The 18548-nt window shown below is 58.9% G+C and carries 14 protein-coding genes; 8 read left to right on the top strand and 6 right to left on the bottom strand.

Going from position 1 to position 18548, the window contains the following annotated elements; genetic code table 11:
• Positions 1–83 precede the first annotated feature (83 nt).
• From DIT72_RS18500 to argA, 5 genes are all read left to right on the top strand, one after another.
• Positions 84–2711: a phosphomannomutase/phosphoglucomutase gene (locus DIT72_RS18500; protein ID WP_135953837.1), complete on the top strand. Its 2628-nt coding sequence runs from the start codon at positions 84–86 to the stop codon at positions 2709–2711.
• Between the two features lie 50 nt (positions 2712–2761).
• The gene (gene argB, locus DIT72_RS03710) at positions 2762–3658 is read left to right on the top strand and encodes an acetylglutamate kinase (protein ID WP_135953836.1); all 897 of its coding nucleotides are present in this window, start codon (positions 2762–2764) and stop codon (positions 3656–3658) included.
• A gap of 32 nt (positions 3659–3690) precedes the next feature.
• Entirely contained in the window at positions 3691–4944 is a 1254-nt protein-coding gene (locus tag DIT72_RS03705) for an LSm family protein (RefSeq protein ID WP_135953835.1), read from the top strand.
• A gap of 26 nt (positions 4945–4970) precedes the next feature.
• Positions 4971–6131 carry an acetylornithine deacetylase gene (argE, locus tag DIT72_RS03700; protein ID WP_169449977.1) on the top strand — a complete coding sequence of 387 codons (1161 nt, stop codon included), beginning with the start codon at positions 4971–4973 and terminating at the stop codon, positions 6129–6131.
• A 179-nt stretch (positions 6132–6310) separates the two neighbouring features.
• On the top strand, positions 6311–7621 hold the full coding sequence (gene argA, locus DIT72_RS03695; protein ID WP_135953833.1) for an amino-acid N-acetyltransferase: 1311 nt from the start codon (positions 6311–6313) through the stop codon (positions 7619–7621).
• Here argA and DIT72_RS03690 read toward each other — a convergent pair.
• Positions 7592–8662: an aminopeptidase gene (locus DIT72_RS03690; protein ID WP_135953832.1), complete on the bottom strand. Its 1071-nt coding sequence runs from the start codon at positions 8660–8662 to the stop codon at positions 7592–7594. The genes argA and DIT72_RS03690 overlap by 30 nt on opposite strands.
• A 125-nt stretch (positions 8663–8787) precedes the next feature.
• On the opposite strand from DIT72_RS03690, the gene DIT72_RS03685 reads away from it, so the two are divergent.
• Entirely contained in the window at positions 8788–12540 is a 3753-nt protein-coding gene (locus DIT72_RS03685; RefSeq protein WP_135953831.1) for a DUF1631 family protein, read from the top strand.
• A gap of 18 nt (positions 12541–12558) precedes the next feature.
• Positions 12559–13425 carry a phosphoribulokinase gene (locus tag DIT72_RS03680; RefSeq protein ID WP_135953830.1) on the top strand — a complete coding sequence of 289 codons (867 nt, stop codon included), beginning with the start codon at positions 12559–12561 and terminating at the stop codon, positions 13423–13425.
• Positions 13426–13433: 8 nt separating this feature from the next.
• Here DIT72_RS03680 and DIT72_RS03675 read toward each other — a convergent pair whose 3' ends face one another.
• From DIT72_RS03675 to DIT72_RS03665, 3 genes are all read right to left on the bottom strand, one after another.
• Positions 13434–14291 (bottom strand): pirin family protein, encoded by an 858-nt coding sequence (locus DIT72_RS03675; RefSeq protein WP_135953829.1) that lies wholly within the window; start codon positions 14289–14291, stop codon positions 13434–13436.
• 136 nt (positions 14292–14427) lie between these two features.
• Positions 14428–15219: an adenosylmethionine decarboxylase gene (gene speD, locus DIT72_RS03670; protein ID WP_135953828.1), complete on the bottom strand. Its 792-nt coding sequence runs from the start codon at positions 15217–15219 to the stop codon at positions 14428–14430.
• Between the two features lie 196 nt (positions 15220–15415).
• Positions 15416–15838 carry an OsmC family protein gene (locus tag DIT72_RS03665; RefSeq protein ID WP_135953827.1) on the bottom strand — a complete coding sequence of 141 codons (423 nt, stop codon included), beginning with the start codon at positions 15836–15838 and terminating at the stop codon, positions 15416–15418.
• A gap of 235 nt (positions 15839–16073) precedes the next feature.
• Here DIT72_RS03665 and crp point away from each other — a divergent pair, with 235 nt between their 5' ends.
• Positions 16074–16715 carry a cAMP-activated global transcriptional regulator CRP gene (gene crp / locus DIT72_RS03660; RefSeq protein WP_135954720.1) on the top strand — a complete coding sequence of 214 codons (642 nt, stop codon included), beginning with the start codon at positions 16074–16076 and terminating at the stop codon, positions 16713–16715.
• A gap of 68 nt (positions 16716–16783) precedes the next feature.
• On the opposite strand, the gene modC is transcribed toward crp, so the two are convergent.
• Positions 16784–17851 (bottom strand): molybdenum ABC transporter ATP-binding protein, encoded by a 1068-nt coding sequence (gene modC / locus DIT72_RS03655; protein ID WP_135953826.1) that lies wholly within the window; start codon positions 17849–17851, stop codon positions 16784–16786.
• Positions 17848–18534: a molybdate ABC transporter permease subunit gene (gene modB, locus DIT72_RS03650; protein ID WP_135953825.1), complete on the bottom strand. Its 687-nt coding sequence runs from the start codon at positions 18532–18534 to the stop codon at positions 17848–17850. Before modB ends, modC begins: the two co-directional genes overlap by 4 nt.
• Positions 18535–18548 lie beyond the last annotated feature (14 nt).

The raw sequence follows: 18548 nt of genomic DNA, 5'->3' as shown, positions 1-18548 counted from the left end.
TTGCAGACGTAGAACAGTGTTCAGGGTCTATACTTCCCTGATTGATGAAAATCCGGGCGCAAATAACACCAGCAGGACGGACTATGAAGTTTGGCAAGAAGAAGAACTCTGATGACGCTGCACCTGATCCAGCCGGGACACAGGCAAAAAAACAGAGCAAAGACAGGAAATCCGCCGGCGGCCGGCGTCATAAGCAGTTAAGTTCTGTTGCTATCAGCCAGGCTCTGGTTGTGGTCATAGCGGGGGCGGTTTCAGCCGGGCTGCTTTATTTTCTGCTTGCCGCGCCTTCCGAGGCCCGTCGCTATGAAACCCAGGCCGCTCTGGAGGCTGATACTGCCGAGACAAGGTTCAACCAGCAGCTCTCGCTGCTGCAGTCTGCGGTCGAGGGCATAGCCGGCCAGGACTATGTACTGGCTGCACTGCGCGGAGAGGGCTCAGTAGAAGATGCGGCCGCGGATCTGGCCGGTACTTTGCCGGGTATCGAGGCGGTGTACCTGTTTCCTTATGGTGATATTCCCCGCAGTGCCAGCGAACCCACCCTGGGCTTTGCCGGTCTTGATCTGGCCCGACGGGCTGAAACCGGCCAGAGACGCTACCCGGATGCTTTCCCACGGGACGGACAATGGTACCTGCAGATAGCCGCTCCGGTCCGTAATCCCCAGAACAGTGCCGTCGCCGGTAGCGTGCTGGTGGTTTTCAGCACCGCACCGTTGCAACCGTTGATGTCAGGCGTCAACCGGGAGCTGGGAGGCCAGTTTTCCCTGGTGCAATCCGTTAACGGCTCAGACCGCACCGTCATCAGCCAGGGTAGCGGAAATGGTCCGGTCCAGACCCGTGAACTCATCAACCCGAACTGGGAGCTCCGGTACAGGCCGGCAACCGCCCCGGCTCCGCTTTTCGACCCCATTCTGGTGATAGTCCTTGCACTGGTGCCGGCGGTAATCGCAGCAATTGTTGTCTGGCTGCTCCTTGGAGGGGCACAGAGAGGGCTCAGGCAGGATCTGACCGTACTCATCCAGTGGGCCCACAAGGTATTTGGTGGTGAAAGACTAAAACCGCCGACTCTCAGGTGGGACATGGTGGCATCAACCGCCGAAGTGCTTCACCGGCTTTCCCAGGTAGTGGAAAAACGGGTGGCGAGGGCGGGTGAATCGGCGCCTCTGAAGCCGGGCTCCGGCGGCCAGACAACAACAAAGCCCGCGGCCGATGAGCCGCTGTTCCAGGACAAGGACATGCTCGACATCGATATGCTGGATGGCGACGACGATGTACTGGGATTTGGCGGTTCCGGGGAGCCCGAGGATACGCCGGACGTGGAAGAAGTGCGTCTGCCGAAAGCAGAGGTCTCCGATACCATATTCCGCGCCTATGACATCCGCGGCATCGTTGGTGAAACCCTGACGCCCGATATTGTGACAGTGATCGGCCGGGCTATTGGCAGCGAGGCTATCGCGCGTGGTGTGGACAGTCTGTGTGTGGGCTACGATGGTCGTCATTCCAGCCCTGAACTGGCGGATGCCCTGGCGAGGGGGATCATGGCGACCGGTTGCAATATCATTCATGTGGGCGCCGTCCCGACGCCTGTGCTCTACTTTGCAACCCATGAACTGGGTACCGGTTCCGGAGTCATGGTCACCGGCAGCCACAACCCCGCCAACTACAACGGCCTCAAGATCATGGTGGGGGGAGAAACCCTCTCCGGTGATGCCATCCAGAAACTGCTGCAGCGAATCCGTACCGGTGATTTTGCCAGCGGCCATGGTGCCCAGTCTTCGGAAGACGTTCGCCGCGCCTATCTGGACCGTATTGTTGGAGATATTGCGGTTGCAGCACCATTGAAAGTGGTACTGGACGCCGGCAATGGCATCGCCGGTGAGCTGGCGCCGCTGCTGATCGAAGAACTGGGCTGCGAAGTGATTCCGCTTTACTGCGAAGTGGATGGCAACTTCCCCAATCACCATCCGGACCCGGGCAAGCCCGAAAACCTGGCAGATCTGATCGAACGGGTGAAAGCCGAAGGGGCCGACATCGGCCTGGCCTTCGACGGCGACGGTGACCGTCTTGGTGTGGTCACCAATACCGGCAGGATTATCTGGCCTGACCGGCTGCTGATGCTCTTTGCCCGTGATGTGGTCTCCCGTAATCCGGGTGCGGATGTGCTTTACGACGTGAAATGCAGCCGCCGCCTGCCGGCGGTAATTTCCGAAGCCGGCGGCCGGCCGGTCATGTGGAAGTCCGGCCACTCACTGATGAAAAAGAAGATGAAGGAAACCGGGGCCCTGCTGGCCGGTGAAATGAGCGGCCACATCTTCTTCGGCGAGCGTTGGCTGGGCTTCGACGACGGTCTGTATTCCGCTGCCAGGTTGCTGGAAATCCTGGGTATCGAGGACCGTCATTGTGACGAGGTGTTCGAGGATTTCCCCGAGGATATCAGTACCCCGGAGCTCAGCGTGGAAGTGTCGGACGACACCAAGTTTGAATTGATGGAGCGCCTGGCCGAAGAAGGCAGTTTTGGTGATGCAAACATCAGTACCATCGATGGCATTCGTGTGGAATACACTGATGGCTGGGGCTTGTGCCGTGCCTCCAATACCACACCGGCGCTGGTCCTGCGCTTCGAGGCGGAGACAGTGGAGGCCCTGGAGCGCATCAAGGGTGTGTTCCGGGAACAGTTGCAGAAAGTGGCACCGGATCTTGTCACGGATTTCTGACGGCTCTGGAATAATCGCAACGGAATTTTCTGACTAACAAGGCAAGATGAATGGCTCTGGATCGTGAAACAGCAATGCAGGTGTCGGCAGTACTGAGCAAGGGTCTGCCCTATATACAGCGGTTTACCGGCAAAACAGTGGTGATCAAGTACGGCGGCAACGCCATGGAAAACGAGGAGCTGAAAAGCAGCTTCGCCCGTGATGTGGTGCTGATGAAACTTGTGGGCATCAATCCCATTGTGGTTCACGGTGGCGGGCCGCAGATTGGTGAACTGCTGGAACGTCTCAATATCAAATCCAACTTCGTGAACGGCATGAGGGTCACTGACAGCCAGACCATGGATGTGGTGGAAATGGTGCTGGGTGGTCAGGTCAATAAACAGATTGTCTCCCTGATCAATTCCCACGGCGGCACTGCCGTTGGTCTGACTGGCAAGGACGCAAACCTGATCCGCGCCCGCAAGCTGGAAGTCATGAACCGCTCCCCCGAGCTTGAGCGCCCGGAAATCATCGATATCGGCCACGTCGGCGAGGTTGACAGCGTGAACGTCGAAGTCATCGACATGCTTACCCGCAGCAACGTGATTCCGGTGATCGCACCCATTGGTGTTGGCCCTGATGGGGCGTCCTACAACATCAACGCTGACCTGGTGGCAGGCAAGGTGGCGGAAGCCATGAAGGCAGAAAAACTGATTCTGCTGACCAACGTTTCCGGTCTCAAGAGCAAGGACGGCAAGGTGCTGACTGGCCTGACCGCGAAACAGGTCAACGAATTGATAGAGGATGGCACCATCCATGGTGGCATGCTGCCGAAGATTCGATGTGCCCTGAACGCAGTGGAAAATGGCGTTCGTACCTCCCATATTATCGACGGCCGTGTGGCCCACGCAACGTTGCTGGAAATCTTCACGGATGAAGGTGTGGGTACGCTGATTTCCCGTAACTGACGACGACCGCCTGCCCTCTAGAGGAAAGATTCATGAAGCGCCTGCTCACCTTTCTGGTTGTCCTGGCCCTGATCGGCTACCTGTCATTCAAGGGTGCGGTCTGGTGGCTCGCGGACCAGAGACTTTCCGAGGCCCGCAAGGCGGTGGAAGACGTTGGCGTGATTGATCGGGGAGACATCCGTTCGGGTATCAACGGCCGGCTGGTGCTGGCCAGTGGCAGTTACCAGGATTTCCGCCTGACCAGGCCTGTGGAGTTCGGCCGGTTGCTGTTCAACGCCGGCTCACCGATTTCACTCTTAACCGCCCTGCTTGACCCGGCAGATCTCCCGGATCACTGGTCCCTGCAGGCGGAGGGACTGCGCCTGATGCTGGATACCAGCATGTTCCGAAACTGGGTAACGGCAGGCGCGGACACGGCACCAGCGCTGTTTTCTCCGGTGTGCGGTCCGGACCATCGCCAACACCTGGGCAGTGGCGATCTGCTGCGGCTCGGCGTTTCCGGGGTGTCTGGCGAGGCGCTCGTCATCCAGAGCAGTGAAGGTCTCTACGGGGAGCTGACCACCGTCAATGCCGGCAGCGTGGAAGTGGACTGGCCGGGTGCGCGGCTCAATCCGCTGGACCTTTCCAGCCTGGGAGAATCAACGGCTTCAGCGATCACGGTAACGCTGCGGGACGGCGGTCTCATGCGCCGGGTGGCAGCCTACTGTTCCCGGGAATCAGGGGTGGAGACCGGCGAATGGACGAGCATCGTTATGGATGCCTTCAGCGAGGCACTCAGAGCCCGCGGCTTGAGTGCCAGTGACCAGCTGCTGGCGCTCTACCGGCAGTGGCTGACCGAAGGCGGCGAACTGACGCTGGAACTGGACCCGTCGGCCCCGCTGTGGGGCGTGCCTGTGAGGGATGAAGGGGAGGCGGTCGAGGCCAGCCGGACGGCCCGCTATAATCGCGCGGAAGTGCCGGATGTCTATCTGACCCGCGTGGAACCGGAATTGCCAGAGCGGCCGGATGCTATGCTGGAGCCGGTTGTCACCGATAACAGCGGCGGTGGCGACGCCGAACCCGTTGCGGGCTGGAATTCCGTGGACACGGACGATGCCGGATCCTGGATCGGGCAGACGGTGAGAGTCACCCTGGAGAATGGTAATGTGGTGGAAGGCCGTCTGGCGAGCATCGATGACTCGCGGATGGAAATCGCGCGGCTGATGGACGGTGGTGAGGTTGCCTATCCCATTGCCATCCGGCTGATTGCAACTTTTGAGGTCTGGCGCCGCGGCCAGGCCCGCTAGCCCGGCGACGGGGCGGAGAGATTTCTATGTCCGGATCCACACAACACCTGCCTGGCATTCGTGAAATGCTGACAAAGCTGATCTCCCTGCCCTCGATCAGCAGTGCGTCAGCCGAATGGGACCAGAGTAACGAGCCGGTGGTTCGCGCACTGGCGGAATGGCTGGAACCCATGGGCTTCAATGTCGAACTGCTTGAAGTCCCGGGCATGCCCGGCAAATACAACATGATCGCCACCCTCGGCAGCGGGCCCGGTGGCCTGGTGCTCTCCGGCCACACGGACACCGTGCCTTTTGACGACAGGCGCTGGCAGAGTGACCCGTTTACCCTGACCGAGCGGGATGGCCGCTGGTACGGGCTTGGTACCTGTGATATGAAAGGCTTTTTCCCACTGGCCATCGAAGCAGCGAGGGCCTTCGTGGGCGAAGAACTGAAGCAGCCACTGATCATCCTTGCCACCGCCGACGAGGAAAGCTCCATGAACGGCGCCCGGGCCCTGGCCGAAGCCGGCCGGCCCAGGGCCCGCTATGCGGTTATTGGCGAGCCCACCGGTCTCAGGCCTGTGCGCATGCACAAGGGCATCATGATGGAGCGGCTGGTATTCGAAGGCCAGTCCGGCCATTCCTCAGATCCCTCCCTGGGGCGCAACGCCATGGAAGGGATGCACGAGGCACTGGGCGAGCTGTTGGCCATGCGCTCAGGCTGGCAGGCAAAATACAGCAATCCCAATTTCAGGGTTCAGGTCCCTACCATGAACCTGGGCTGCATCCACGGTGGCGACAATCCCAACCGCATCTGCGCCCGCTGTGAGTTGCATTTTGACCTGCGGCCGTTACCGGGCATGGACATGAAGGCGCTGCGCCAGGAAATTCTCCATAAGCTGCAGCCACTGGCAAAAAAACGCGAGCTTTCGATGGAGTTCGAGCCATTATTTGATGGTGTTCCTCCATTCGAAACGCTAGCCGATGCTGAACTGGTGAGGGCCTGCGAAAAGTTGACGGGCCACACCGCAGAGGCGGTAGCTTTCGCGACGGAAGCGCCGTGGTTGCAGAAGCTGGGGTTTGAAACTCTGGTGATGGGGCCGGGTTATATCGACCAGGCCCACCAGCCGGACGAATTTTTGGAGTTATCACAACTGGACCCGGCCGTAAGCATCCTTAAGGGATTAATCAAAGAGTTCTGTCTTTAATCTCTAGAAATCAACTCAAAAGTATAACGAGGGTATTGGCGGGACACTTTCCCAAAACCGTGGAGCGCCAGGGATGGCGCGACCGAGCCCTACAGGGACGTATTCACGGGCGTGTTTTGGGAAAGTGTCCCGCCAATACCCGGAAGACTCCAAAAGCTGAAGACTCGCAGGAGAAGAGTTTGAAATCGAATGACTGGTTGCATGGTTTCCGCCATTCATCGCCTTATATCAACGCCCATCGTGGTCGCACGGTGGTGTTGACCATAGGTGGCGATGCGATAGCTCACGGCAACCTGATCAACATAATTCACGATATCGCATTGCTCAGCAGCCTGGGAATTCGCCTTGTTGTCGCTTATGGCGCCAGGCCTCAGATCCAGACGAGGCTGGACAGTGCGGGTGAGGAGTCCAGTTTTCATCGGGGATTGCGGGTAACCCCGGAGCAGCAGCTACCATTAGTGCTGGAAGCAATCGGCGGTTTGAGAGCGTTTCTCGAGAGCCAGTTGTCCATGGGCCTGGTCAATTCGCCCATGCACAATGCGCGAATTCGGGTTAGCAGCGGCAACTATGTTACTGCAAGGCCGGTGGGTGTTCTGGACGGGATCGATTTCGGCCACACCGGTCGGGTGCGCCGGGTGGATGTGGGTGGTATCGAGAAGCTGCTCGAGCTGGGCCACATTGTGCTGCTGCCGCCGCTCGGGTATTCGCCTACCGGTGATGCGTTCAATCTCTCTTACGAGGATGTGGGCAGCCAGGTTTCTGCTGCACTGCAGGCGGAAAAACTGATCATGTTTACCGAAAACCGGGGTCTTGTGGATGATGACGGTCAGCTGATACGGGAGCTGTCCGCTCGGCAGGCCTCTGACCGGCTGTCGGCGGGCATGGTCCAGGGCCACGATGGCGAACTGTTGCAGGCTGCCTGTGACGCCTGTGTGAGAGGGGTACGCCGGGCCCACATCATCAGCTACGCCAATGACGGTGCGCTGCTGGAAGAGCTGTTTACCCGTGATGGTTCCGGCACCCTGGTCAGCAGTGATAACTATGAGCAGATCCGCCAGGCCAGGGTCGAGGATATCGGCGGCATCCTCGAGCTGATCCAGCCGCTGGAGGAACAGGGGGTCCTGGTGCGCCGCTCCCGCGAAATGCTGGAAACGGAAATCGGCAGTTTTGTGGTGGCTGAGCGGGATGGCACCATTGTGGGTTGTGCGGCGCTCTATCACTACCCTGACGAAAGTGCCGGCGAGCTGTCCTGTTTCGCGGTGGATCAGGCCTATCGCCGCGCAGGTCGTGGGGACGAGCTTCTGGCCATGATCGAGAGACTTGCGAGGGGACAGGGTATCCAGCGGTTGTTTGCACTCACCACGCAGACCGAGCACTGGTTCCGTGAGCGCGGGTTCCAGCCATCGAATGTGCGCGAGCTGCCCGGGCTCAAACTGGCTTCCTACAATACCCAGCGTAATTCAAAAGTCTTTGTGAAAGTGCTGGCCTAGGCGGGCCAGGGCTTTTTGCCGGCGCCTGGGTGACTGCGCCGACAGGCGCTTCACCGCCGCGTAGAAGGCCCTGAAATCGCCTTGGTGGTCGCGGAGTAATTGCCGGAAGGCCGGTACGTGCTGGTTGTACTGGCTGAACAGGGCGAGATTGGCGTTGTTCAGCTTCGCTGGGTTCTCGCCGAAAGGGCCGGGCTGATCCCACCCTGCTGACAGGGTCTGGTAGTCGTCCCGGAGACCCTGGAATATCCGCGCCTTTTGCTGTCGGAGCTCGGCCTCGGGGAGCCTGTTTCCTTGCCCATAGAGTGTCTCCAGTCGGCCGGATGCGGCGTCGACAAGGGTGAATGTCTGGTCGCGTTGGCGCAACCGTGCCAGGGCTTTCCTGAAGCCTTGCTGGTCGCCGCGCTGAGTCAGCCACAGACGCAGGCCTTCCAGTTCAACCGCGGTTGCAAAACTCTCGTTGAAAGCCGTATCGTCGCTGATGTAGACCACTCGGTGAGCCAGTTCGTGGAACATCAGCGCCACCATGCGGTTGTCGGACAGGGCGGTAAAACCGCTATGGAGCGGGTCATCAAACCAGCCCAGGGTAGAGTAGGCGGTGACACCGGCGATAAACGTATCGTAGCCCCTGGCTATGAATGACTCCTCCTCCGCTCGCGCTTTCTCCAGCTGGTAATACCCCCGGTAGGCCTGACAACCAACGACCGGATAACACCAACGATGGGCGTCGAGCGAAAATTCCGGAGCCGCTACCAGGTTGACTACCACCCAGGGGCGGCCAAGCTCTGCATAGCTGGAAAAGGCATCGCCCACCGGCAGCGCAAGCTGATCTTTGGCAAACTCGCGAGCGTCGTGCGCGACACGGAGTTTTTGCTGCAGCGCTGGCGGCGTTGACGGGGCATCGAGCAATTCCGACACCGGCTGCGTGGACATCATCAGTGACAGATGGCCACTGACCGCCTGGCTGTAATAGCCCAGGGTTGTACACCCGGAAAGCGTCGTTATCAGTAGCATAACGAGATAGATCTGACTAAGCTGTGTCATGGTTCAGGCTGTTATTTTGCTGCTGGCTGGCGAGTGGGCCAGAGAGTATATTACAGCCTTGTTCCCCCAAGTAGCAGGTAGCTGTCGCTGCCTTTCAGGGATACCGGCCAGATATCAGGTAGTTCATGGATCCGAAAGAGCGTCGTTCGAGCCCCCGCCAACCGATCAAACTCGCTGCCCAGCTGGATGTTGGCGGCGGTGAAAGCCTGCCCTGCCAGATTGCCGATTTCTGCGCAGAGGGGCTGTTTGTGCGTTATTCCGGGGAAACGTCGAGAAAACTGGATCAGGTGCTGGCCCGGAATACACCGGAACTGGTAGTCCGTTTCCGCAGCCCTGATGGCCGTAAACGTCACGAATTGCACGTAAGCGTCATGCGCCGGATCGAAGGCGCCATGGGCGTTGCTTTTTCCCGTTCCAACCCTGAAGCCGTCAACGCCATGCTGGAACAGTGTGGCGCCAATCGTAATCAGGGTCGCTCTTCCCTGCGCGCGCCAAGTGACAAGGTCCAGTTCGTTCTTCACCAATCGGCAAAGGCTGTTATCCAGTATATCGAGCCGCTGATGGACGCGTGCTTCGTGCAGATGGTAACCGGCCTGCGTGAAGCGGCTCAAAAAGCGGGTAATGACCAGCAGGCAAACGAATTCATGGATGCCGCCGGCCAACTCCAGGCACGCCAACGTGTTATCTGGCATCAGATGGCCCGGAGCCTGGAATCGCCTCTCAAGCCGGCCCCCAGGGGGGCTCCCGGGGCGGAGCTTTCGGTGGTCGACAAGGGTGAGTTCGAGGACTGGCTGACAATCCGCGTGATGGTAACCAAGGCGGACACCCAGTACCGGGGTGATCTGCTTCAGCTGAAGCTCCGCCTCGACAAGCTTGGCATTGCCAATTCCACCGGTCACCATAACCCGCTGGGCCCATCGCTGATTTGCGAATCCTTCCATTCCGGGCTGAGTCTGTTCAAGGCTGGCCGGGAGGTTGAAAAGGCCTGTCTCAAGGTATTCGAGAAGTCGGTACTGATGCATCTTGGCCCCCTTTATCGGGAGTTGAATAACATTCTGGTGCGCCATGGCGTGCTACCGGATCTGGATCTGAGCAAGTATCTGAGCGAACAGGTGTCCGTGAAAACCGGTGACGGTGATAAAAAGTCGCCAGTGGCGCCGGCGGCACAAGCGCAGGAGACGGCTGCTGCCGTCAGTGAAATACAGGCTCCGGAGCGCAGGGCTGAGTGGTCCCCCGGCCGGAATTCATCTACTGAATTCCGCGGGTATGCCGCTGCCGCCCAGACAGCCTTTGCAACTGTGAAGAACCTGCTCGGCACGCTGGCTGCGAGCCGCCAGGGCCGTGGCGATATCGCGCCTGTGGAGTTTTCGCCAGGTGCCAGAGAGCTCTCTGCCGGCGAATTGCAGAAACAGCTGCAGGAGCTTCAGTTGCAGGCGGCGACCGCCAGTCCGCAGCAGTCGCCCCTCCGTGAACGGGTGGTGGAGCGGGTCAGGGAAAGCGGCGAGCACGCCCTGGGAAAGGAAGAGCAAAGCACTCTGGACGTGGTGGACCGGTTCTTCGGCAGTGTAGTGGAAAGCCCCAGGCTCAGTGAATATGCCCGGTCGCGGATGCGTCAGCTGGAAGTGCCGGTGCTGAAAGTGGTCATGCGGGACCCGCAGTTTTTTGATGACCAGGACAGCCCGGTACGTGGCGTCATGAACCGGCTGGCCCAGCTGGGGGTGAAAGGCGGTCGCATCAATCCGGTGGTGCAGCGGCGGATCGATGAACTGGTTCAGCGTATTGCCACCGATTTCGAGCAGGATACCGGGGTGTTCGAGAGCGCGGTCAGGGAACTGGATGGGCTGATAGATCGCCAGAATCTTGTATATCGACGTAACGTCGAGCGGGTAACCGCCGCCGCCGAAGGCGCCCAGAAGGTGTCCGAGTCCAAGCAGGCAGTTGCGACCGTACTTGAACAGAAGCTGGCAGGGCGGAAAGTACCGAAGGCGGTGGTCAGCCTGCTGGACGGTGGCTGGCGTGATCTGCTTTCGCTGACCTGGATCCGCCAGGGGCAGGAAAGCCCGCTCTGGCAGGACTACCTGTCCGTCATTGATTCGCTGATGACCTTTGCGGATGAGCCCGACAATACGGTTAACCTGCCGGAATTGCTGCGGGTGATCCAGGATGGCCTGGCCTCAATTTCCAGCAATCATATGCCGTCCTCGCAGATTCGCGATGAGCTCAAGCAGTTTCTGGTACGTCGCCCTGAAAGCCCGCCCGACATGGTGGAAATGCCCCCGGCGAAGAACGAGGACGACAGGAAGCAGGCACTGTCCGAGCGTGAACAGCGCAGCCTGCAGCGCTGGATCAACCGTGTGCAGCAGTTACGCACCGGTGACTGGCTCAGGGATCAGGAGAAGCCGGACGAGCCCCAGTATATTCGTCTGGTCTGGGTAGCCAGGGGTTTCAGCCGGTTCGTGTTCGTGAACCACCAGGGCATGCGGGTTGTGGAGCTGGATCTCGAAGCCCTGGCCCAGCAGATGCGTAAGGGCATTATCGTGCCCGACAGCCAGTATGAACGGCCACTGGTCGACGAGAGCATCGACCGGATGGTGCGCAAGGTCTACGATCAGCTGTCCTGGGCGTCCACTCACGATGAGCTGACAGGGCTGCTGGGGCGCCGTGAATTTGAGCGTATGCTGGAGCAGCAGCTGGCCCGGCGTGAGGATGAGCGCGCCCTGGTCCGGCTTGATTTGCGCCAGTTCCGGTTGCTCAATGATACCGCCGGTTATCAGGCAGGGGATGAAGCGTTACGCATGGTGGCGGACGTGCTCCGCAGTAAAGTGGGGGATGGCATGCCGCTGGCACGGCTTTCCGGAAACGAATTTGCCCTGTTGCTGCCGGCGGAAAGCGCCCTGGAAGCATCCCGGGAAATCGTGTCAGCCATCGAGGCGATGAAGTTCCGTTTTGACAGCGGCAGTTACCACCTCTCGGCCAGTGCCGGACTGGCACCTGAAATGCCGGCGCTGGCCAACGCCGAACGCTGGCTGAAGGCCGCTGAGGTCGCTATGAAAGAGGCCAAGAATCGAGGCCACGGCAAGATAATGGAGTATTCCCTGGACGCCGATGATCACGCGCGCCAGGAACAGATTGCGGCCAAGGTGGCCAATCTGGGAGATCTGAATGAAGAGCGCATGCTGTTGCGATGCCAGAAGATTATTCCGCTTCATCAACGAACCACGATGGCCTCGCAATACGAGATTCTCATCAGCATGTACGATGACACCGGTAACCTGATTACCGGCAAGGATTTCGTCCGTATGGCTGAGCGTTACGACCGCATGCAGGCGGTTGATCGCTGGGTAGTGGGCCAGATGCTGGACTGGCTGCAGGACAAGGCCCCTGATCCGGAGCATATGGGCGGTATCTGCATTAACCTGTCCGGGCATTCGCTGAACGATCAGCAGCTGATGGAATTCATTTACCACAAGCTAAGCCAGAAAAACGCCCCTATTGAAAGAATCTGGTTCGAGATTACCGAGGCTTCGGCCATCAACGACATTCAGGGTATTTCCGGGTTTATCGAGGAAATGAAGGAGCTTGGATGCCGGTTCTGCCTGGGCGATTTCGGCAGCGGACCGACATCGTTCCAGTTCATGCGCAGCCTGCCGGTGGATCTGATCAAGCTGGACAGCGCATTCACCAGCCAGCTGGATACCAGTGAAACGGATCGGGCCATGGTGAAGTCGATGGTGGACATGGCCCACTACATGAAACGGGAAGTGATTGCCTCTCAGGTTGAAAGCCGCGGGGTTCTCGATATGCTGACCAGCCTGGGTGTGGACTATGCTCAGGGTTTCGTCATCGAAAAGCCGCGGCTGCTCACCAGCCTGGACTGACTTTCCGGACCGCCTGTTATGTCAAAACGTCACCCGATTATCGCGGTTACCGGTTCGTCCGGTGCCGGTACCACCACTACCGGCGAGATATTCAGCCGTCTTTTCGCTGGTGAAGGTTTCCGGGCTGCGATGGTCAGCGGCGACAGCTTTCATCGTTATAATCGTCAGCAGATGGCGCGCCTTGCGGCCAAGGGCCAGTTTGGTGAGCGTAATCACTTTGCGCTGGCGGCGAACCACATCGATAAACTGGAAGCGCTGTTTTATGATTACGGACATACCGGCAGCGGCCAGTTCCGCCAGTATGTTCACGACGAGGAAAGACAGCTGATCGAGGCGGGCTACAAACCCGGAACGTTCACCCCGTGGGGACCGTTGGCCCCGGATACCGACCTGCTTTTTTATGAGGGCCTGCACGGTGGGGTCGTCAGCGAAGCCTTCAACATCGCCCAATATGTCGATCTGTTGGTGGGGGTAGTGCCCATTGTCAATCTTGAGTGGATCCAGAAAATCCATCGCGACACCAACAGGCGCGGCTATTCGCAGGAGGCGGTGGTGCAGACTATCGTCAACCGCATGGACGATTACGTGCACGATATCGTCCCCCAGTTCGCCCACACCCACGTCAACTTCCAGCGCATACCTCTGGTGGACACCTCCAATCCCTTTGTTGTCCGGGATGTGCCCACCGAAGACGAAAGCCTGATCGTCATCCATTTCCGTGAGCCCTCGGATGTGGACCTTCCCTATCTGCTGCAGATGATTACCGGCAGCAGCCTGTCGCGCCACGACACTATTGTTATTCCCGGCACCAAGCTGTCCCTGGCCATGGATCTGATCATGCGGCCGCTGGTGTCAGAGCTGATGGCCCACAAACCCTTTGCATGAATGGCCGATCAGGCAGTCAGGCGGCCGTCGCGGTAGTCCCGCAGGGTCTGCTCAATCTCTTCGCGGGTGTTCATGACGAACGGACCGTATTGCACAACGGGTTCACCAATCGGCTTGCCGGCAATCAGCAACAGGCGCGCGCCGTTTTCACCGGCGCCGACACGGATACTGTCTCCCGGAGAGAGGATGCTGGCGGCGGAGGCCTGAAGAGCACGGGAACCCTCATCTGAAACCAGTGAAGCCTCGCCGGCATACAGATATAACAGGCCGTCCAGCTCCGGGCTGACCGGCAACAGGGTCTCTTTTCCCGGTTCCAGATGAATGTCCGCGTACAGTGGCCGGGTGCTGCCCCCGTTGACGGCGCCCAGATGTTCCTGTCCTTCCAGCGTGACTGTGCCGGCAATCAGTTTGACCAGACCCCCGTCGACAGTGATGGCGGGAATGTCTTCCGGCTGGATGTCCCGGTAACCTGCCGGCTTCATTTTTTCTGCAGCGGGCAGATTGAGCCAGAGCTGGAATCCGCGCATCTGCCCGGACTCCTGCCGGGGCATTTCCGAGTGCACAATGCCGCGTCCGGCGGTCATCCACTGGACACCACCGTTTTTCAGATTGCCACGGTTGCCCAGATGGTCCTCGTGGAGCATATGGCCCTCGATCATGTAGGTGACCGTCTCGAAACCGCGGTGGGGGTGTGAAGGGAACCCGGCAATGTAGTCCCGGGGCTGGTCGGAACCGAATTCGTCCAGCATCAGGAACGGGTCGAGACGGATGTTCTGGTGTTGACCGAGAGAGCGCTTGATGCGAACACCGGCACCATCGGAGGTTTCGAGTGCAGGGATGGTCTGTTTTATGGATCGCAGGGACATGGTGTATTCCTCCTCAAGGGGTATAACGTCTATTAGACGCCCTCGAAGCCATGGGAATAAACCGGAGAATTCTGGAAGCAGACATCAAAAAAACTGAAGGTCCGGTGATGGTGGGCCATCACCGGACAGGACGGGGTTATTCCACGTTACGGGAGTAGAAAATCTCCAGCATTTCCCGCTTCAGACGGTCTTCGATCGACTGCGCTTCCCGTGGGTCCAGGTCACTGGCATTGACCCCGAACACGTAGTTATCCAGCTTGAAGTTCTTGAGCATCATTTTGGTGTGAAACAGGTTTTCCTGGTACACGTTGACATCAATCATCTGGTAGGCGTTCTGGGTATCCTCGGTCAGATAGTTCTGGATCGAGTTGATGTCATGATCAATATAATGCTTGGTGCCGTCCACGTCGCGGGTGAAGCCCCGCACACGGTAATCCACGGTGACCACATCGGAATCAAAGCTGTGGATCAGGTAGTTGAGTACCTTCAATGGCGAGATCAGGCCGCAGGTGGACACGTCGATGTCGGCACGGAACGTGCTCACGCCGTCGTGGGGATGGCTCTCCGGATAGGTGTGCACCGTAACGTGGCTCTTGTCCAGATGTGCCACGATGGCATCCGGCAGCGGGCCCGGTGACTCCTCGTTGTCCGCCTCACCATCACTGAGTTCGTGCTCCGCAATCAGCATGGTGACAGAGGCGCCGTGAGGCTCGTAGTCCTGGCGTGCAATATTGAGCACATTGGCGCCAATAATCTTGACCACATCGGTGAGAATCTGGGTCAGACGCTCGGCGTTGTACATCTCGTCGATATAATCAATGTAGGCTTTACGCTGCTCTTCGGTCTGCGCATAACAGATGTCGTAGATGTTGAAGCTCAACGATTTGGTCAGGTTATTGAAACCATGCAGTTGTAGTTTGGTTTCCATGTTCAGCCCCCCCAAGTGACTGGAGATGAATGTCAGTGGTCACGCCTTTTACCGCATGCCACCAAGGCCGCCACCGATAACTGACCGGCATGTTTACCTTTTGCGCAGACCGGCGGAGAGGGTGCGTATTATGCACACCGACCCTTGATTTGGGTAGAGTCCAAAGCAATATTGTAGCATCCGTATTTGCCCCGGTTCAGGGGGTCTCGCGGATCTCATGACTATGGGTGATTTCCACGCCGGCTTTTTCCAGCATGATGGAGGCGGAACAGTATTTTTCCGCAGAAAGACTGACCGCCCTCTTCACCAGGTTTTCCTTCAGTTTGCTTCCGGTAATAACAAAGTGCAGGTGAATGCGGGTAAAGACCGCTGGCACTGCATCGGCGCGCTCCGCTTCCAGTTCGGCATGGCAGGCCGTCACGTCCTGCCGGCTTTTCTGCAGAATGCTCATTACATCAAAGGAAGAGCAGCCGCCGAGCCCCATCAGCATCATCTCCATGGGGCGTGGGCCCAGGTCCTTGCCGCCGTGGTCGGGTGGACCGTCCATCTGTATCGCGTGCCCGCTGCCGCTGGTTGCCCGGAAGCTGGCGTTGCCGGTCCAGTCAATGGTTGCTTTCATCTGTAGTCCTGCTCCGCATGGGATGTGGCGTTCGATTGGCTGGATGCTAGCATATCCCGTATTATCCGGCATATTCGCAAAAACGCAGCGCCCAGGATCTGGTCTATACTGTTTCAGGTTGCCGAAACAGGGCCTTCTTGTTATAAGTTGCGTTTATAATGAATGAACCCGCATGGAAAGCAGGTGAATAAAAACATCGGGATCCCGCCAGTAATGAGGAGGCATGACTCGCACTATGGCCACTATCGTCAAGCCGGTTGAGCACAAAACCAAGCACCTGGACTATTTTCTTTCCCAGTGCCATCGCCGGCGTTACCCAGCCAAGAGCACTATTATTTATGCAGGGGATAAAAGCGATTCCCTGTTCTATATCGTCAAGGGCTCGGTTACCGTCATTATCGAGGACGACGACGGCCGCGAGATGATCATGGCCTATCTGAACGCCGGGGATTTTTTCGGCGAGATGGGGCTGTTCGACAACATGGACTCCCGCAGTGCCTGGGTAAAAGCCAAGACCGAGTGCGAAGTTGCCGAAATCAGTTATACCAAATTCCGGGAAATCGCCCAGCAGGACCCGCGGGTGCTGTACTTCATCGGTGAGCAGATGGCCTCGCGCCTGCGCCAGACCACACGCAAAGTCGGTGATCTGGCATTTCTGGACGTAACCGGCCGTGTTGCCCGTACCCTGCTGGACCTGTGCAAGGAACCGGACGCCATGACCCATCCGGATGGCATGCAGATCAAGATCACCCGCCAGGAGATTGGCCGCATTGTAGGCTGTTCCCGCGAAATGGTCGGGCGAGTCCTGAAAACGCTGGAGGATCAGGGCCTCGTCCGGGTCAAGGGCAAGACCATGGTGGTGTACGGTACCCGCTAACCGGTCGAGTGTCGCTTGCGGTATCAGCTTCATGGGCTTATCAGCAGGCATTGGCTGCGCCATCACCATCATTCCAGCAGGGCGACCGACTTGATCAACGCATGAACATGCTGGCCGTTCTCCAGTCCCAGTTTGCGGCAGGAGTGTTCGGTGATTTCGGCGGTCAGCGTCTGTCCGTCCCGGAGCTTTCCCGCCACCAGTACCCGGCCCGGCCGGAAGGCGACGATTTGCTCGATCGTAACCGGCAACTGATTCATCACACTGACCTCCTCAACGGGATAGCGCGCGATTGCGACGTCGTTGGAATGAATGCGCAAGCGCATCGGTTTCCCCTGTGGGGCGAGGCCGGTCTGAATCAGGAACTGGATGTGTTCGTTACCAAAGCGCGTCAGTCCGTCGTTGGGCCCTGGTTGCACGCTGCCCTCGAGCACACAGACGGCACCCTCGTCGGCGAAGAGCGGTGAGTCGGGTCGCGTCAGTGTCTTCTGCAGGGATTCGTGTGAGGTGATCCGGCCATCTTCCATGAAGACGACGCGATCCGCTAGCCGTTCGACCTCATCCGGTGAGTGCGTCACCATGACGATCGGAACGCCCGACTCCGCAGTCAGCCGCGACAGGAAGGGCATGATCTCACGCTTGTTCTGGGTGTCGAGGGCGGACAGGGGTTCGTCGAGCAGCAATAGCTGCGGACTGGCCAGCAGGGCGCGGCCAACCGAGACGCGCTGGCGTTGGCCGCCCGAGAGCCGGTCAGTCGGTCGGTCCAACAGGCCGGTAATGCCCAGCATGTCGGTGACCTCTCCCAGATGCAGCCTGCGCAGCGATTCGGGAGTGCGTTTGTAACCGTAGAGCAGATTCCCGCGCACTGATAAGTGCGGCAGGAGGCTGTGTTCCTGGAACACGATTCCGATCTGTCGTTGATGCAGCGGGACAAAGTGCCGGCCGTGCTGCCAGATCTGATTGCCGAAGCGGACCTCTGCGTCGCGCACCTTTTCGAGCCCGGCCATGATGCGAAGCAGGGTTGTCTTGCCGCAGCCGGATCGTCCAAACAGCGATGTCACCCCGTTGAGCGGCAGCTCGATGTCGACGTCCAGCTCGAAGTCGCTCCGTTTCAGCCTTGCCTTAATTGCCAGGGTCATATCTTGGCTACCTTGAAGCGACGGGTCAGGCTATAAACAACGAACAATGTGAAGAACGCGAAGATCAGCAGCATCAGTGACAGCCGGTGCGCAGATTCATAGTTCATCGCCTCAGCGTGGTCGTAAATCAGCACGGACAGGACCCTGGTCTCGCCGGGAATACTGCCACCGAGCATGAGGATGACGCCAAACTCACCCAACGTGTGCGCGAAAGTGAGGGTGGCGGCCACAACGAAGCCACCCTTGGTCAGTGGCAGGATGACGGTGATAAAACGGTCGATCAGACCGGCACCGAGACTGCTCGCGACCTCGACGGGCCGGCGCCCGAGATTGCCGAAAGCCTCGGCCAGCGGCTGGACCGCGAACGGCATCGAGTACAGCACCGAGGCGATCAGTATACCCTCGAAGGTAAAGGCGAGGTGATGCAACCCAAAGGATTCAAGCGTGCCGCCGATCACACCACGCGGTCCGAGCACGATCAGCATGTAAAAGCCGAGCACCGTCGGGGGCAGCACCAGCGGCAGTGCGACGATCGCCTGGACCGCGACCCGCGCAGCCGATTGACCGCTCGACAGCCACCATGCAATGGGTGTTGCGATGATAAGCAGGATCAGCGTCGTGTAGAAACAGAGCCGGAGGGTGACTTCAATCGCCTGCCAGTCCGCGGGGCTAAGTTCGAGCATGGAGTTCTCTCAGT

The organism is Marinobacter orientalis, from assembly GCF_004792665.1.
Taxonomy (GTDB): Bacteria; Pseudomonadota; Gammaproteobacteria; order Pseudomonadales; family Oleiphilaceae; genus Marinobacter; species Marinobacter orientalis.
The sequence above is the reverse complement of the archived record's forward strand: the minus strand, read 5'-3'. Positions and strand labels throughout refer to the sequence as shown.

Bases quoted from the DNA above. Each gene is read 5' to 3' on its own strand.
- DIT72_RS03680 (WP_135953830.1), top strand. From the start codon at position 12,559: ATGTCAAAACGTCACCCGATTATCGCGGTTACCGGTTCGTCCGGTGCC.
- DIT72_RS03665 (WP_135953827.1), bottom strand. From the start codon at position 15,838: ATGAAAGCAACCATTGACTGGACCGGCAACGCCAGCTTCCGGGCAACC.
- argE (WP_169449977.1), top strand. From the start codon at position 4,971: ATGTCCGGATCCACACAACACCTGCCTGGCATTCGTGAAATGCTGACA.
- argB (WP_135953836.1), top strand. From the start codon at position 2,762: ATGGCTCTGGATCGTGAAACAGCAATGCAGGTGTCGGCAGTACTGAGC.
- DIT72_RS03685 (WP_135953831.1), top strand. From the start codon at position 8,788: ATGGATCCGAAAGAGCGTCGTTCGAGCCCCCGCCAACCGATCAAACTC.
- DIT72_RS03690 (WP_135953832.1), bottom strand. From the start codon at position 8,662: ATGACACAGCTTAGTCAGATCTATCTCGTTATGCTACTGATAACGACG.
- modC (WP_135953826.1), bottom strand. From the start codon at position 17,851: ATGACCCTGGCAATTAAGGCAAGGCTGAAACGGAGCGACTTCGAGCTG.
- modB (WP_135953825.1), bottom strand. From the start codon at position 18,534: ATGCTCGAACTTAGCCCCGCGGACTGGCAGGCGATTGAAGTCACCCTC.
- DIT72_RS03675 (WP_135953829.1), bottom strand. From the start codon at position 14,291: ATGTCCCTGCGATCCATAAAACAGACCATCCCTGCACTCGAAACCTCC.
- DIT72_RS03705 (WP_135953835.1), top strand. From the start codon at position 3,691: ATGAAGCGCCTGCTCACCTTTCTGGTTGTCCTGGCCCTGATCGGCTAC.
- DIT72_RS18500 (WP_135953837.1), top strand. From the start codon at position 84: ATGAAGTTTGGCAAGAAGAAGAACTCTGATGACGCTGCACCTGATCCA.
- crp (WP_135954720.1), top strand. From the start codon at position 16,074: ATGGCCACTATCGTCAAGCCGGTTGAGCACAAAACCAAGCACCTGGAC.
- speD (WP_135953828.1), bottom strand. From the start codon at position 15,219: ATGGAAACCAAACTACAACTGCATGGTTTCAATAACCTGACCAAATCG.